17 protein-coding genes and 1 pseudogene are annotated in these 16,142 nt (G+C 43.5%); 12 read left to right on the forward strand and 6 right to left on the reverse strand.

Going from position 1 to position 16,142, the window contains the following annotated elements:
- The first annotated feature begins 974 nt into the window (after positions 1–974).
- From HWQ38_RS25030 to HWQ38_RS25045, 4 genes are all read left to right on the forward strand, one after another.
- The gene (locus tag HWQ38_RS25030) at positions 975–1,544 is read left to right on the forward strand and encodes a photosystem I assembly protein Ycf4 (protein WP_292798969.1); all 570 of its coding nucleotides are present in this window, start codon (positions 975–977) and stop codon (positions 1,542–1,544) included.
- Positions 1,545–1,841: 297 nt separating this feature from the next.
- Complete coding sequence (locus tag HWQ38_RS25035; protein WP_292798971.1) at positions 1,842–2,642, forward strand: peptidylprolyl isomerase; 801 nt, start codon at positions 1,842–1,844, stop codon at positions 2,640–2,642.
- A 76-nt stretch (positions 2,643–2,718) separates the two neighbouring features.
- The gene (locus tag HWQ38_RS25040) at positions 2,719–3,876 is read left to right on the forward strand and encodes a beta-ketoacyl-ACP synthase (protein ID WP_292798973.1); all 1,158 of its coding nucleotides are present in this window, start codon (positions 2,719–2,721) and stop codon (positions 3,874–3,876) included.
- A gap of 448 nt (positions 3,877–4,324) precedes the next feature.
- Complete coding sequence (locus HWQ38_RS25045) at positions 4,325–5,614, forward strand: Glu/Leu/Phe/Val dehydrogenase (RefSeq protein WP_292798975.1); 1,290 nt, start codon at positions 4,325–4,327, stop codon at positions 5,612–5,614.
- Between the two features lie 172 nt (positions 5,615–5,786).
- Here the strand turns inward: HWQ38_RS25045 and HWQ38_RS25050 are convergent, their stop codons facing one another.
- Positions 5,787–6,632, reverse strand: a complete 846-nt coding sequence (locus tag HWQ38_RS25050; protein ID WP_292799164.1) for a hypothetical protein — start codon at positions 6,630–6,632, stop codon at positions 5,787–5,789.
- Between the two features lie 203 nt (positions 6,633–6,835).
- Between HWQ38_RS25050 and HWQ38_RS25055 the strand changes: the two genes are divergently transcribed.
- The 7 genes and pseudogenes from HWQ38_RS25055 to minE all read left to right on the forward strand — a co-directional run bounded on the left by HWQ38_RS25055 (position 6,836) and on the right by minE (position 12,884).
- The gene (locus HWQ38_RS25055) at positions 6,836–7,021 is read left to right on the forward strand and encodes a hypothetical protein (RefSeq protein WP_292798977.1); all 186 of its coding nucleotides are present in this window, start codon (positions 6,836–6,838) and stop codon (positions 7,019–7,021) included.
- Between the two features lie 154 nt (positions 7,022–7,175).
- Positions 7,176–7,670 (forward strand): annotated as a pseudogene (locus HWQ38_RS25060) (DUF29 domain-containing protein).
- A 303-nt stretch (positions 7,671–7,973) separates the two neighbouring features.
- A complete protein-coding gene (locus tag HWQ38_RS25065; protein WP_292798979.1) occupies positions 7,974–8,636 on the forward strand; it encodes a hypothetical protein in 663 nt (220 codons plus the stop codon).
- Positions 8,637–8,843: 207 nt separating this feature from the next.
- Positions 8,844–10,166 carry a four-carbon acid sugar kinase family protein gene (locus HWQ38_RS25070; protein ID WP_292798981.1) on the forward strand — a complete coding sequence of 441 codons (1,323 nt, stop codon included), beginning with the start codon at positions 8,844–8,846 and terminating at the stop codon, positions 10,164–10,166.
- Positions 10,167–10,389: 223 nt separating this feature from the next.
- On the forward strand, positions 10,390–11,454 hold the full coding sequence (gene minC, locus HWQ38_RS25075; protein WP_292798983.1) for a septum site-determining protein MinC: 1,065 nt from the start codon (positions 10,390–10,392) through the stop codon (positions 11,452–11,454).
- Positions 11,455–11,751: 297 nt separating this feature from the next.
- Positions 11,752–12,558 (forward strand): septum site-determining protein MinD, encoded by an 807-nt coding sequence (gene minD, locus HWQ38_RS25080; RefSeq protein WP_292798985.1) that lies wholly within the window; start codon positions 11,752–11,754, stop codon positions 12,556–12,558.
- Between the two features lie 35 nt (positions 12,559–12,593).
- Positions 12,594–12,884: a cell division topological specificity factor MinE gene (minE, locus tag HWQ38_RS25085; protein ID WP_292798987.1), complete on the forward strand. Its 291-nt coding sequence runs from the start codon at positions 12,594–12,596 to the stop codon at positions 12,882–12,884.
- A 192-nt stretch (positions 12,885–13,076) separates the two neighbouring features.
- On the opposite strand, the gene HWQ38_RS25090 is transcribed toward minE, so the two are convergent.
- From HWQ38_RS25090 to HWQ38_RS25100, 3 genes are read right to left on the reverse strand one after another with little or no spacing between them, the layout of a single operon-like run.
- A complete protein-coding gene (locus tag HWQ38_RS25090) occupies positions 13,077–13,493 on the reverse strand; it encodes a DUF6220 domain-containing protein (protein WP_292798989.1) in 417 nt (138 codons plus the stop codon).
- Positions 13,494–13,503: 10 nt separating this feature from the next.
- Entirely contained in the window at positions 13,504–14,052 is a 549-nt protein-coding gene (locus HWQ38_RS25095) for a DJ-1/PfpI family protein (protein WP_292798991.1), read from the reverse strand.
- A gap of 23 nt (positions 14,053–14,075) precedes the next feature.
- The gene (locus HWQ38_RS25100) at positions 14,076–14,267 is read right to left on the reverse strand and encodes a hypothetical protein (protein ID WP_292798993.1); all 192 of its coding nucleotides are present in this window, start codon (positions 14,265–14,267) and stop codon (positions 14,076–14,078) included.
- Positions 14,268–14,365: 98 nt separating this feature from the next.
- On the opposite strand from HWQ38_RS25100, the gene HWQ38_RS25105 reads away from it, so the two are divergent.
- Positions 14,366–15,115 (forward strand): LuxR C-terminal-related transcriptional regulator, encoded by a 750-nt coding sequence (locus HWQ38_RS25105; RefSeq protein WP_292798995.1) that lies wholly within the window; start codon positions 14,366–14,368, stop codon positions 15,113–15,115.
- 272 nt (positions 15,116–15,387) lie between these two features.
- On the opposite strand, the gene HWQ38_RS25110 is transcribed toward HWQ38_RS25105, so the two are convergent.
- Together HWQ38_RS25110 and HWQ38_RS25115 are read right to left on the reverse strand one after the other, a co-directional pair.
- The gene (locus HWQ38_RS25110) at positions 15,388–15,594 is read right to left on the reverse strand and encodes a Txe/YoeB family addiction module toxin (RefSeq protein ID WP_366933341.1); all 207 of its coding nucleotides are present in this window, start codon (positions 15,592–15,594) and stop codon (positions 15,388–15,390) included.
- A 25-nt stretch (positions 15,595–15,619) separates the two neighbouring features.
- Positions 15,620–15,979 (reverse strand): type II toxin-antitoxin system Phd/YefM family antitoxin, encoded by a 360-nt coding sequence (locus HWQ38_RS25115; RefSeq protein WP_292798997.1) that lies wholly within the window; start codon positions 15,977–15,979, stop codon positions 15,620–15,622.
- Positions 15,980–16,142 lie beyond the last annotated feature (163 nt).

Raw genomic sequence — 16,142 nt, forward strand, 5'->3', positions numbered from 1 at the left:
CGAAGCGATCGCGCTTGAGCCAGTCGTCGAGAACGTCAAACCACCCTCTACTGGGCGCGCGTCCAACTGCGATGGTCATCGGACTAAAATCCTCTTTTTTTACTAAAATTGCAACGTTTTTAAGGCAGTACGGAAAGTTACTGTAACTAACTCCCGTGAGGAATTAACGTTTTTTTGACAATCTCAACAGCCTGAAAGCAACTGAGATTCTGAGAGCTTACTGATCTGAAATCAGCATTTCTCTTTGTTTATGTCATTACACGTACCATCGGCTAGTAATCTAGTTTGTGGTAACTTAATGATTCTTAATTTATCACACTAGTCCGGGTTTTGCCTGATACACAACAAGCAAGTCAGGTATGAAACACTAACCTTATAATTAACAGGACTTACGCAAACAATAGCCGAAACCGTGATTTTCAGGTAGGGGCAATACCCTGCGGTCAGCTAAAGCTACATGAATTGCCCCTACAACGTGTCATTTTGCGTAAGTCCTAATTAATATGAATATCAGAATTTTTACAATTTGACACAAGTTTTCTCAGAAATCTGAAAAAATTTAGTGCAGATGGGCGTCGATAGGTAACTCATTCCCCAGAGGTCAAAAATAGTCAGGGAGCAGGGAAGAAAGAATTTTTAACAAATATATAGATTCTATGGGTAGCACGAACAGTGAGAGGTGCAGTTGAGTTTTTGTCAACGATGTTTGGTAAAATGTAAATGGTTACTTCGCCGCCACGATCGCTGATACACCTCTGGAAAACCTATGTGAAACGTTGGACAACGGGAAAGGAAGTTGGCACATCTTGACTAATACAAATAGCCTAAGTGGTTTGTCCCATAGTGCAAGTAAGCCAGCATCATCCGGGACAGTAAAATTTGTGGGGTACAGGGTCAAGAATTCATAACTGGATGCAAAAGCGTTCAGTGTGCGAATATGTCACAACGAGTATCTCACGGGCAATGGTAGTTAAATGACGGCATCAACAACGATTAACAAAGGCGATCGCCTCCTGCATCAAAATGTTCTCGGTTCTCGTCGGTTCAGTAACTACTGGTGGGCAACTATCGTTACCTTGGGAGCAAGCGGCTTTTTATTGGCTGGCATATCCAGTTATTTGAAAGTTAATTTACTCATAGTTTCCGATCCAACTCAACTGGTATTTTTCCCCCAAGGACTAGTAATGGGGTTATATGGCACTGTTGGCTTGCTATTAGCCACATACCTCTGGCTAGTGATTTTATTGGACGTGGGCGGCGGTTACAACGAATTTAATCAGGAAACTGGCACAATCAAAATCTTCCGTTGGGGATTTCCTGGCAAAAACCGCCGCATTGAGATTAACAGCCGCATAGAAGATGTGCAATCTGTGCAAATAGCCGTCAAAGAAGGTCTTAATCCCCTTCGCGCCCTCTATCTACGCATTAAAGGCCGGCGAGATATACCCTTAACACGGGTTGGACAACCGTTATCTTTAACAGAGTTGGAAACAGAAGGCGCAAAGTTAGCCCGCTTTTTGGGAGTGTCGCTAGAAGGACTTTAAGGGAGTGGGGAGTGGGGGAGATTAGGGAGACAAGGGAGATGGGGGAGATTAGGGAGATGGGGGAGAGAAGGAGAATAACCAACTCGCATCTTGCACCTAGCCCTAGCGATTAGAAATCGCGGCTATACAAACATACTCCTTTGGAGAACCCGAAGGGTAGTCCGCCTGCGCGGACTAACATAAAATCAAGGGTTTTGCCTGTGTAGCCGCGACTTCCAGTCGCCTGGTGCAAGATATGAGCCAATGCCCAATGCCCCTCGAAACGATAAGATAGTCTGGTTAAATCAGTAACTGGCAATGCGGTTAAAAATTTCCCAATTTTTGCTTTCTTTTGTACTCATTAGTGGTTTGATGTTGGGTGGATGTTCAACACAGCAAGTCGCTTCTAATACATCTTCTCCAACCTCGACAGCTACCTCAACCACAAGTGAGGCAAGCATCAAGACAACTACTGAAGCAACATCTGTATCTCAAACTAGTAATGAGACTATTCCTGGAATCACAGATTTACCACGGCTAGAAGGCAAGGCTACTGTGGTGCTGACGGTTAAAGGCTCGCCGATTACTATCGAAGTAGACGGCACTGATGCCCCAATTACAGCTGGTAACTTTGTGGATCTAGTCCAAAAGGGCGTGTACGATGGTTTAGCTTTCCATCGAGTTGTACGCGAACCCCAACCGTTTGTTGTTCAAGGGGGCGATCCTCAAAGCAAAAACCCGAAAGTTCCAGTAGATAAACTGGGAGAAGGTAGTTATATTGACCCAAAAACGGGAAATGCTCGTTATATACCTTTAGAAGTTAAGCCAAAAGGTTCAGATACACCGATTTACAATAAACCATTTGATGCTACTGCTCAACCCGTCGTATTGCCCCATAAGCAGGGTGCAGTAGCGATGGCGCGATCGCAACAACCAGATTCTGCTTCTGCCCAGTTTTACTTTGCTTTAGCCGATCTAGCCTTTTTGGATGGTAACTACGCTGTGTTTGGCAATGTCACTCAAGGCTTTGCTGTAGTGAATAAAATTCAGCAAGGCGATCGCATTGACTCTGCTAAAGTCACCCAAGGGGCTGAAAATCTGAAAACACCTGGACAGTAGGAGAAATCAATTCAAAATTCAAAATAAAGAATTGAATGTTTGAATAGCGAAAAATTCCTCACTCGCAAAATTCAAATTGGTTAAGGTTTGTGTCACTGGTATTGGTTTAATTTCCGCCTTGGGTGGAAGCTTGGAGGATAGTTGGCAAAATTTGCTAGCTGGTAAATCTGGAATTCGATTACATCAACCATTTCCAGAACTTACACCACTTCCGTTAGGTTTGATTAGTCAACAACCATCTGAGTTAATATTGTTAACTCAGATGGTTGTTTCTTCTGCTTTGCAAGATGCTGGATTATTTCCACATGCAGCTGATTGTGCTGTAGTCATTGGATCGAGTCGATCTTATCAAGCGTCTTGGGAAATGCTAGCAAGGCAAATGTATGAAGATGCGGCGAATTCCTCGGTGTCCTCTTTGGGAAATTGGCTAGATACATTACCTCACATGAATGCGATCGCAGCTGCAAGACAAATCGGTGCATCAGGGATAGTTTTGGCACCGATGGCAGCTTGTGCTACTGGAATTTGGTCTATTGCCCAAGCAGCTTTACTTATCCAAACTGGGCAATGTCAACAAGCGATCGCTGGCGCAGTGGAAGCACCAATTACACCCTTAACTTTAGCAGGGTTTCAGCAGATGGGTGCTTTAGCGAAAACTGGGGCTTATCCCTTTGATTTGCACCGAGAAGGCTTAGTATTAGGGGAAGGCGCAGCTGTGTTTGTCTTAGAATCAGCAGAGTTAGCAAAGCAGCGTCAAGCAAAAGTCTATGGTGAAATTCTCGGTTTCGGCTTAACTAACGACGCATATCATAGCAATTCACTAGAACCTGAAGGGAAAAGTGCGATCGCTGCCATCAAACAATGTCTAGAACGTAGTTGTCTGTCACCACCCGACATTGATTATATTCATGCTCATGGCACAGCTACCCAGCTAAATGACCGCATAGAAAGTATGGTAATTCAGCGTTTGTTTCCTCAAAGAGTAGCAGTTAGTTCCACCAAAGGAAGCACAGGTCATACATTAGGAGCATCTGGAGCTTTAGGTGTAGCTTTTTCTCTCATGGCATTAAAGCATCAAATATTACCACCTTGTGTAGGATTGCGGCAGCCAGAGTTCGATTTAGATATCGTTACAGCCGCTCGTCTCAGTAAAATTAGGCAGGTCTTATGTTTGAGTTTTGGCTTTGGTGGACAGAATGCCGCGATCGCATTGAGAGAGAATGAAGGCACTTAAACCTAAATGTTATGTAACTCTTGTGGGGTGGGCAGCGTTCGATGGTTCCTGAGCTTTGTCGAAGGACTGAGCGCTCACACCGAAGTCTTGCCCAGCCTAATTATGCAAGTTAAATGTAAAACAGCTTACCAACCCTAAGGAACTTGCAAGTAAAAAAATATCCAACTACTTCTTGTGGGATGGGCGTCTCGCCCGTCCAATAAACTGGGCGGACTAAAGAGGGACTCCCCCCAAGATTGGATAATTTATTTTTTGGAATTCCCTAACAAAGCAGGCTATCTAGAATGCATTAGTCCATTAGTCCCCATACTGCTTTGCAGGCATAGCAGGATATAGAAAATAAAACTGTAACAAAAACTACAAAATCCTTGTTTTTCCCAAAAAAAAGGATAAGCTAAGTATAGATGATATCCGGTTCGTAAAGATACCGTGATTAGGAGAAAATTTTATGATTTCAAAATCCCTGTTGCTGGCAGAACCTGCTTCTCCAGCGCATATATGCCCATTTGACCAAGCCTGTAGCTACTTAGAAGCGGCAGCTAAAGAATTAAATTTAAATCAGGGTTTGCTGGAAATTCTCAGCCACCCGCGTAAAGTTGTCACGGTTTCCATTCCGGTGAAACTAGATGATGGGGAAATACAAGTTCTCGCTGGACATCGCGTACAGCACTGCGATGTCTTAGGCCCCTACAAAGGTGGAATTCGTTACCACCCAGCTGTGACACTGCGGGAAGTATCCGCTCTAGCAATGTTGATGACTTGGAAATGTGCATTGTTAGGTATTCCTTATGGTGGTGCCAAGGGTGGCATTCCCATAGATCCCAAACGCTACAGTGTTGGCGAATTAGAGCGAATCAGCCGCCGATATATCAGCGAGTTGATTAAAGATATTGGACCTGCGGTAGATATTCCTGCACCCGATATGGGTACTTCTGCCCGTGAAATGGCTTGGATGATGGATACTTACTCTGTAAATGTCGGTCATGCTGTACCAGGAGTTGTAACTGGGAAACCCGTTTCTATTGGTGGTTCTCTGGGACGAGAAATGGCAACTGGACGTGGTGTGATGATTATTGTGCGTCAGGCGCTAGCAGATAAAGGTAAATCCTTGGTCGGAGTGCGAGTAGTTATCCAGGGTTTCGGTAACGTTGGTAGTGCTGCTGCGGAATTACTATATGAAGCAGGCGCGAAAATTATTGCTGTTTCAACGGGTGCTGGGGGAGTATTTTCCGAAGTTGGTCTTGATATTCCCAAGTTGAAAGTCTACGCTGCTGAAAATCGCAAGAGTATTATCGGTTTCCCGCAATCTGTACCAATTAGCAATGCAGATTTATTAACTTTACCCTGCGATGTTTTAATACCAGCAGCTTTAGAAAACCAGATTACTGAAGAAAATGTGAATCAGGTGCAGGCGCAAATTGTCGCCGAAGCAGCTAACGGGCCAGTTACTCTTGAGGCTAACTTGGCGTTAGAGGCGCGGGGTGTGACAGTGCTACCAGACATTTTGGCAAATGCTGGCGGTGTGGTAGTCAGTTATTTGGAATGGGTGCAGGGTCTTTCTTACGTATTTTGGGATGAGGAGCGTGTTAATAGAGAAATGGAACATTTGATGGTGAATGCCTACCATCGGGTGATTCACCAGTCGAAAGTACGGCAAATTTCTTTAAGGTTAGCAGCTTACACTTTAGGGGTAGGTAGAGTGGCTCAGGCGCTGACTGACAGAGGTCTTTATCCTTAAGGGACTGACAAATAAAAAATACTCAACTACTTCTTGTGGGGTGGGCGACACGAGAGCCTTAAGCCAGAGGCGGGCAAGACTTCGGCGTGAGCGCTCAGTCGAACGCTGCCGACCCCACAAGATTGGGTAATTTATTTGTTGGAAGTCCCTAAGGTTTTAGGAAAGTTTTTAATTAAACACCAGCCTCAGTGAATGCCCGGCTCAAGGTATCAACCAAATCTAAATGTTCCGCCCACTCTATAAGGTAGGTGTAGTCTAAACTTTGTGTTTGCAACTTGAGTATTCCCAATACATCACGCCACTGTTTTTCAGATTGACTACTCCGCCCCCACCGCAACTTCTGTAAAATCGTATCCTCTGGCGAAGCCACCCAAAATGGAGGTATCCCATCTAAATTGGGCAATATCCGACGCGCCATCTGCGATACTGCGAATGGTGAACCATCAGTGATGTAAAGGTCGGCATTAGCTATGGTTTCGGTATGAGTGATGTTGAGCATTCGCTCGGAACCTCGCTTCAAATCTTCAACCGCCCCTGCTGGACAATAGTATCCTGCTGTTTCCAGTGTCGTTACCAACAAATCGATTTGGTCAGGTTGAACTGAAATCACCAAATCCAAATCACGAGTCGAGCGAGGTTCCCCATGAATTGAACTAGCAACACCTCCACTAACGTAATAAGGTATATTTATTGACTCAAAAAGTTGGTGGAGTTCGTTTGCTAGTGAGATGGAATCTTGAATCCACATACTTTCATCAACACCAATTGATTGGAAGTTTGGAGAAAATTTTTCTGCCAGCAATGCACGGGCAAATATACAACGAATTTCTTCCTTGGAAACACCGCGATGTCGTGATTTAATTCCTGCAAGGCAAAGTTTTTTTATCCCACGTTCATGAGCCACGAAAATTTTTATCCGTTGTTCAAGTGAGAGTTTTCGCAACTGGGTAAACAGATAAGTATCGGCATCGATGCTGATATCAGTGGCTTGCGATCGATAATTCAGTTTTGCGCCCATCTGTGAAGATGCAGCTTCAGCAGTTGCAGTATCAAAAATTATTAATCCTTGTTCTGCGGTCATACTACTCTTAAACGCGATTTATCAATTTGCCCACAGGGTGATACATTGTAGCCTACAATAATTTAGCGATCGCTCCAACATAACTAATACTGATTGTCTTTGATGTTACAACAGAAATCACAATCAGATACTTGGTATATATGGCAACTGACCTCCACAAACAGGGATTATTGCTGTTGCGTCAAGCCCTTGATAACTCCACAGCCAACTTTCGCTCCGGACAATGGGAAGCTATTGAAGAATTACTCCAGCAAAAGTCACGGTTACTCGTTGTCCAACAGACTGGTTGGAGTAAAAGTCTAGTTTATTTTTTAGCAACATTATAATGGTGTCCCAAGGCGGTAGTTTTCTTTTGGTGAAGGTAGAGCTATTGAGCTAGAGTGAGAAATTAGAGGCAATTATGCGTATTCAACACCGGAATCACAATTGATGTATAAAACACACCGTGTCTAATACAAATAATCGGAGTTTAACAAGTGTATGGTGACAGAAATACAACCAACGACTCAGACTTTATACGACGATGATTATTATCTTTGGCTTAAGACAACCATTAACCAACTTCGCGCTAGACAATTTTTATCTGTTGATTTAGATAATTTGTTAGAAGAATTAGAAACTATGGGTAGAAGGGAGAAGCGAACAATTGAAAGTTTATTAATTAAGCTTCTTGAACATCTACTAAAACTCAAGTGTTGGGATGAAGAACGAGAACGTAATGAAGGACATTGGAAAGGAGAAATCAGGACTTTTCGCAGAGAGATTAAAAATACTCTTAAAGATAGTCCTAGCTTAAAACCTTATATTTTATAAATATTTGATCAATGTTACCAAGATGCAAGAGCAGAAGCAAGCGATCGCTCTCAACTTTCCATTGACATATTCCCCTTGATACCCATTGGTTCTTTAGAGCAAATTTTAGATGAAAACTGGTTTCCCGAATATAATCACAATCATCATGCTAAAGCTGATTAGAATAGATACTTAATTTGTGCTGACCAAAGAAAGGATCATAACCTAAATCAAAATGATAATAATTTTTTCTGAAGTGCTGTCATACATAGGGCGATGCGAGAGTTGATATCTTTTTGCTCAACTTCATCAATACCCAATTTTACTTTGAGGTGTTGGATATGATTTTGAACAGCTCTGAGCGCTCGCGTAGCGCGATGCCCTGAGCTTGCCGTGAGCGCAGCGTCTCGTAGAGAAGGGTCTCGGAGAGAAGCCGAAAGGTTAAAATAGATACGCAACTTGGGCTTCCATAGGAGTTATCCAGCAGTGCAGCCGGATTTAATAGGCTTGGAAATTAGCAAGGGGGAACTGAGACGTTTGACTGGGTTCGATCCAGAAGACGTTTTTCGACCCTCGGTTATGCAAGATAGTAAGAAGCGATTAGGGTTTTTCATCAATGAAATGCTGGTGACGCTGGCGCTAACGCCAATAATTGTTGGCTTTGTTTATGCGTTTATTATTCTGCCGACAATTGGCTCTTCAATTCGACTCGGAATTCTTTTACTAATTTTAGTGCCAATCCCGATATTAGTTGGGCGATCGCTCTGGCGACAATTAACCTGTCCCGAAGGACTGACAATACTTTTAGATGAAGTTGATAAATATCATGACCTGATTGGCGCCATAGATATTAATGACCAATTGGCAGCATCAGGAAACGTTGAAAGCAGTATCCATGACCGAGATCAAGTAACCGCCGCCCTGCGACTGATTAGAGAAGATTTAGTCCGCGCTCTGAAAACGGAACGAATTTTACGAGATAATAAAAAATTGCTTGCTAATAACCAAGAGTTATTTGTAAATAATTTAGCCAGTCTGCAAGCTTTACAACTTAGTAGTCAAGCAGGCGAATATGCTCAACTGCTAAATCAATCATTGCAAATTGCGATCGATGTGCAAGCAGAAATCAGAAAATTATACAAAGGCTAAGAGAATGTTTGAGAAGCACTAGAAGGCGACTAGAAGTCGCAGCTACACATACTTGTATTGCGCGGAGTCGAAATACAAAACCTGCCTCCGCAGGTTAGAAAACCCTTGATTTATTAGTCCACGGAGGTGGACGAGAGCTTGTGTAGTAGCTAGCGACTTCGAGTTGCCTAATACTTTTAAAACATCCTCTAAGTAGAGATTACTTAAATGAGCAACAAACCTAAAATAATTGTCCTGGATGATGACCCTACAGGTTCTCAAACAGTCCACAGCTGCTTGCTGCTAATGCGTTGGGATGTGGACACTTTACGCGCCGGGTTGCAGGATGATTCGCCGATTTTATTTGTGCTGACTAATACTAGATCGCTAACGCCAGAGTCAGCTACATCTGTAACCATAGAAGTTTGCCAGAACCTAAAAATCGCCTTGAATGTTGAAGGGATTGACGATTTTCTGATTGTCAGCCGTTCTGATTCTACCTTACGGGGACATTATCCGGTTGAAACCGATGCGATCGCCCAAGAACTCGGACCCTTTGATGCCCATTTTCTCGTCCCAGCATTTTTTGACGGTGGACGCATCACCCGCGACAGTGTGCATTACTTAATTATTGGCGGTGTACCCACTCCAGTCCATGAAACTGAATTTGCCCGTGATTCAGTCTTCAGCTACCATCACAGTTACTTACCCAAGTATGTCGAAGAAAAGACTCAAGGACGAATTAGTGCCGAAGTTGTAGAAAGATTTCTCCTAGCCGATATTCGCGCTGGTAGTTTAGAACGCTTGTTACAACTCAATGGTAATCAGTGCGCTGTCGTCGATGGTGAAACTCAAGATGATCTCAACCGCTTTGCAGTAGACATATTAGCAGCAGCAAGTCAAGGGAAACGCTTTCTATTTCGCAGTGCCGCCAGTATTTTAACAGCTTTAGCCGCTTTACCACCCCAACCCATTGCTGCCGAAAAGATGGCGCAGTACGTGCGACAAGGCAAACCAGGTGCAGTGATTGTTGGTTCCCATGTTAAAAAGACTACTCAGCAATTAGAGGCGCTGTTGCAAATAGAAGGAACTGTGGGAATCGAAGTGAATGTAGCGCGATTACTTGATGATCCAAATCAATCTGCTACACTGCTAACTGAAATTCAGAAAAGTACACGGGCGGTACACGAAGCTGGCAAAACACCAGTAGTTTATACTAGCCGTCAGGAACTGAGTTTTAAAGATGTCAAAACACGATTGGAGTTTGGGACAAAAGTTTCAAGTTTATTGATGGATATTGTGCGCGGTTTACCATCTGATATAGGATTCTTAATCAGTAAGGGTGGTATTACCTCTAATGATGTTTTGAGTAGTGGACTCGCTTTAACTTCAGCCCGTTTACTCGGTCAAATTTTAGCTGGTTGTTCAATGGTGTTAACGCCATCCGATCATCCTCAATTTCCTAATTTGCCTGTAGTGCTGTTTCCAGGTAACGTCGGCGATGCTGATGCCTTGGGGACAATTTATCAAAGGTTGACTGTGCCAATTTGAGATTTGAGACTTTCCTGCGGAACGCTACGCGTAGCTTGCTTCTCCAAAGGAGTACGGCTACGCTCAGTCGAACGATTTGAGATTAAAGAATCTTTTGGTTGATGTCGGACTAATGTTCCGCTACGCCAACCCCCTTGTGGGTGACACAAATCCAAGTTGCGCTGGAAGCGCACCAAAGGTGCGACCCAAAATTTAAAATCTGTTGTCTTTTGGCTAGTACTGCATGACTTCTGATTCTGCGATTCCCAATCTAAAGTCAAATTCTGCACTTCCTAATGCAGAATTTGACTCTATCGTTTCTGAGGTAGACGTAAATCCTACTGTTTCTGATCTAGAGTCAGATTCTATCCTCCCGGTTGCGGAATTAAATTCTGTCCTCCTTTATTTAAAATCAAATACTGTCCTTGGGGATGTAGAGTCAAATCCTGTTAATCCCGATGTAAATTCAAATACTGCTAACCCTAACCCAGATGTAGAGTCAAATACTGATGCGGCATCAGATTTTATCCTGACTGATTTAAATCCCGATGAGTTAGCATTACCAGGGCATCGCGTAAATGAGAATACTCAAGTCCAGTTAAAAAGTAAGGAGGGACGACTGTTATTAATTTTGCCACCAGAATCTCAAGTATCTGCCTCAGAACTCAGTTGGTCTGATATTTGGCAACAAATAAAACAGCGTCTGAATGCAGGCGATCGCTTCCGTATATCTAATAGCCCTGTGCATCTGATGGCACAAGACCGCCTAGTAGATGCCAGACAACTGCAAGAACTTGGCGAGGCTTTAAGTGAAGTCCAACTCCGGCTGATATCTGTCTCGACGAGTCGTCGTCAAACTGCGATCGCTGCGGTGACATCGGGGTATTCTGTAGAACAACTACAGCCGGTAAGTTCTCTGGTCTCCGAGTCAACAGCTACAGCCATACCCCAGGCAGATGCCCTCTATCTGGAAATGACAGTCCGTTCTGGAGTAGAAATTCGTCATCCTGGTACAGTAATTCTCTTGGGAGATTTAAATCCAGGTGGTATTGTAATTGCAGATGGAGATATTATCATCTGGGGACGTTTACGGGGAATCGCTCATGCTGGGGCTGGAGGTAATAGTGAGTGTCTAATTATGGCCTTGCAAATGGAACCAACCCAATTGCGGATCGCAGATGCTGTAGCGAGGGCACCAGAAAAATTACCGATGCAATTTTCTCCAGAAGTGGCGCATATTACGCCCCAAGGGATTCGCATCGCTAGGGCTAGTGATTTTTACAGAAACCAATTTACTAAGATAAATTAGCAGCCCTGAATATTTACTTAAAAGATGAAGAATACGAAAGATGAAATATAGCGGTTTTCACATGGATAGAATACACTACTCTAATCCCTAATTTCTTTCCCCTAGAGAAGTGTATTGTACACAACCGAGGGTAGACGCTTCCTCGGCTTGTCCTCAGATATCGCTATAAAAAAATATTCATACCTCGCCCGAATCAGGGAGACCAGATATTTCTTCATACTTGATACGATACTTCATACTTTATACTGCAATTTACGGTTTTATATTTCCTGAACCCTCATTGACCGCATTTCTATCATGACTCGCATTATTGTGATTACCTCCGGTAAAGGAGGAGTGGGTAAAACCACAGTTTCAGCAAATCTGGGCATGGCTTTAGCCAAAATGGGGCGTCTAGTTGCCTTGGTTGATGCGGATTTTGGTCTGAGAAATTTGGATTTGCTGCTAGGGCTAGAAAACCGCATCGTCTATACTGCGGTGGAAGTCTTAGCCAGAGAGTGCCGCTTAGAACAAGCCTTGGTGAAAGATAAGCGCCAACCCAATCTCGTACTCTTGCCGGCAGCCCAAAATCGCTCCAAAGATGCAGTCACACCAGAACAGATGAAGTTATTGGTGAATGCACTAGCGCAAAAGTATCAATATGTGATCATTGATAGCCCCGCCGGCATTGAAAATGGGTTTAAAAATGCGATCGGCCCGGCAAAAGAAGCGCTAATTGTCAGCACGCCAGAAATTTCCTCAGTTCGTGATGCTGACCGGGTAGTGGGGTTACTAGAAGCACAAGGTATCAAGCGTGTTCATTTAATAATTAACCGCATTAGACCCTCAATGGTGAAAGCAAATGATATGATGTCTGTGCAAGATGTTCAGGAACTTCTCGCCATTCCCCTGATCGGGGTAATCCCTGACGACGAGCGTGTTATTGTATCTACCAATCGCGGCGAACCCTTAGTGTTAGCGGAAAATCCCTCTTTAGCTGCCATAGCCTTTGAGAACATTGCTCGTAGATTAGAAGGGGAAAGTGTCGATTTTCTGGAGATCGACTCGTCCCAAGACAGCATCTTCGCCCGTCTACGAAGGTTGTTGTGGACAAAGATTGTTTAACTTATTTTCCAGTCTCCGCCCCAGACCTATTCGTAATGATTGAACTTCTAGAACGACTTTTTTTTCGCGGTCCTGATAGCAGTAGAACTCAAGTTAAACGTCGCCTGCAATTGGTGATTGCTCATGATCGCGCTGACATAGACCCTCAAACATTGGAAAAAATGCGGCAAGAAATCTTAGATGTCGTCTGTCGCTATGTCGAAATTGAGACCGAGGGCTTGGAGTTCTCCTTAGAAAGCAACCAACGAACTACAGCTTTAATTGCTAATTTGCCCATCCGCCGGGTGAAAGGTGTCATACCTGAGTGGGAAAGGGGTGATAAATAAGTCTTTATAGTTTTAATCGAGATTCGATAATTTTTATTGGAGTTTATAGTTAAGTTTCTGCAAGATTATCTATTCAACGGCGTTCTCGTAGTAATCGTGGTGACAGGGCGGCTTAGTCACCACGATTGCTCATTTGAGCCCTTAATTCTGAAGTAGTTTTTGCAACAAAGTCATCCTTTTTACCCCTCAAATTTACTCAGTCTGATAGTGGGTAAGTGATAACGTCCGCGCTACACGATGGACAAGGCTTGAAGAAACATAGAGCAACATGAATCCAATCAGAGGATGGAGAACCTCTAGGTGAAACGGACTCTTGAGATGAATGCTCGCAAATTGGAGTCCAAGCAGGACAGGTAAACTGACGGCGAGAGATCGGATTCTGTCTGAGAATGGGGCGATGAACGACCCTCCTAGTAATAGAAAGGATAGTCCACTATACCCTCGCACCAGCCAAACATGAATAGTCCACCAGGCAGGATCGTTGAAGTAGGCAACCCCAACCGTTAATAACTGAGCAATCAAGCAGAGGTTAAAAACGATTGAAGTCGTATAAAAACCGATTTGTATCCAACGTGTGGGAACACTCTTAATTTCTAAATTTGTGGTCATATTAGACTGCCTATTTTACCTCTAAACCAAATGTCGCCGCAGCATATAACATCGCTTTGTTGATTAACTCAGCCCCCGCTTTTTCGGGTGAACCGACATCGAATGGAGGGGCTGGATCGTACTCCATTAATAGTTGAGCGATCTTGGCCGCTTCCTCACCACAAAGCACTTCAGCAATCGTTAGACCAAAATCAATACCTGCGGTAACCCCCCCACCAGTCATGCGATTTCGGTCAATCACAACTCGCTCCGTTCCGACCTCAACGCCCAACCTTGCGAGTTGTTCACGCATCATCCAGTGAGTCGCTGCTCGATAGCCTTGTAGCAGTCCTGCCTTTGCTAAAAACTCAGACCCGCCGCATACAGAGGTGATGAACTTTGCTGTGCTTCCCTGTTTCTGGAAAAACTCAAGCACTTCTGGATCATCTACTACTGCACTCTGTCCTAAACCGCCGCCGACACCGATCACGTCCAAGGGTGGGCAATTTTCAAAGGTGGTAAGCTGAAAAACATCTAATTTGCATAACCGAATTAAACAGAACTCTTGTGGGGTGGGCATCTTGCCCGCCCTAATTATGCAAGTTAAATGTGGAACAGCTTATCAGGCAAAATCATCATTCCGTCATCGCTTTTGATCGGGTCTAACGCTTTCCAGATGCGGTGGATGTGGACACCGGGAAGTGAACTAAAAACTGTCTGGGGTCCCACAATATCAAGTGCCGTCATGCCAGGATAAAGTACCAAGCCAATAATGTGCTTTTGTGAGTTAGTCATGAATCAATCTCCTGATGAGAGTTGCTACGAAATCTATCCTTATACTAGAAGTGGCAACCGACCTCGCGCAGTCCTCGAACGAGTACTCTTTTCGCCAGATGACGCTTTCCTTGCAGCTTTTATTTGAAGCGATTAACCAGGTAAAAGATGAACGCGAGTTGCGCTCACAAACCGCGCCAAAAATTGGTGAATATTTTGCAGCCAAGCGATCGGGGATTTTCTTCTTCGACCAACTGCCCTTAGCCAATCGCAATGTTCAGAAAATATTGAACGTTGCACTTTCGATCGAGCATAATCCGGTGGCGCGTTATATAGCGGAGCGTCATACTCCGATTCATGAAGGATTGGTAACATCACCAAAGGCTTGGGCAATCATTTGTCCTCGTCCCGATCATTGGCATGTGATGGCAGGACCGATTATTGATCGTGGTCAATTAGTAGGTATCGTGGGCTGCACTCGTGAAAAGTCGATGCCTGCCTTTGATACTCAAAATCTAGCTGATTTGAGCGCCATCTGCTTGCACTTATCAGTTTGGGCTACAACCATGCGATTAACGCAAAGTGCAACTCCAAAAGAAGCGCAGCATCAACCGTTTAAAATCAATCGTTTAACGTCTCGTGAGTTGCAAATTTCTGCGTTGGTTGCGTTGGGACGAACCAACGCAGAAATTGGGACTGAACTTTGGATTACTGAAAATTCTGTCAAGCAGGCTTTGAAGCGAATGTTCCGTAAGCTTGAGGTGTCATCTCGTGCAGCGATGGTGGCACAACTTTCTGCAACATATTATCATTTGCCAAGTGCAAAACTATCTTCATCTGACTCAGATAGGTATTCAGCCGAGATATGACCTAAAACCTGCAAGATGACCTCAAAAGGCTTGATTTTCGCAGGATAGGCGCAGCCACCCACAAACGTAAACGCTCATGAATTAGTTCCCAAGTTCCATCCTGGTGACATAAATATTTTTACATACCTACTTATAAACTCAGCCGCTAGGATTTTGAGAGGAGCTTGTCAGCAGGTAGATATTTGTGGAGTGTTGGAAGTTTTGGGCGATACCTACGGCGGCAAGCTACGCAAAACTAAATAATCCTACTTATATTTTGGGATAATTAATAGTTAATAATGATAACGAGCTTGTAAAAAATTTATTTCATCATCTTTTACAAGATATACAATTCTATGTTCTTGTGTTAAACGGCGAGACCAAGTATTAGGATCTAAATATTTTAAAGGTTCTGGCTTACCTTTCCCCTTAAAAGGATCTTGGCAAGTCTCTCTGACAAGATCCAAAACTTTAAGGGTAACTCGTTGATCATTTTCCACCCAAAATTTTAAGTCTTCTAAAAATTCAGGTTGAAATACTGTTTTTCTTTGCTTTGGAGTTGCTGGAATTTCTTGTTTTGATTGGTTTTTGATGTTCTTGTTTTTGGTCAAATCCTAACTCCTGACTAAGATCATCCAAGTTTTGAGATTTCACAACTCCTGATTTAGCTCTATTTAAAGCTGTTAGCAAACGTTCAGCATTACGGGGAGAACGTAAAAGATGAGCAGTTTCTAGAATACTAGAAAGTTCATCAACAGCTATTAAAGCTACATTTTCAGCATTCCGACGTGTAATGATTACAAAATCACGTTCTGAAGTAACTTTCTGGCACAGTTCAGACAGCTTTTCTCGTGCTTGTGTGTAAGTATAGCTAGCAGAAACCATAAGTATCAAAAGTTCCGTTTTTACTTGTAAATTGAATTAAGTAGATTCTCGCTTAACCTGTACACAAACTCTGTACAGGTTGATGCTTTTATCGTAACATAATAGAAATTGATAGGCTATGGAACGCCAAAAAATCTCCCGTTGTCAGCAGTGATGACAACGG

The organism is Nostoc sp. NMS7 (assembly GCF_017115085.1).
GTDB lineage: Bacteria > Cyanobacteriota > Cyanobacteriia > Cyanobacteriales > Nostocaceae > Nostoc.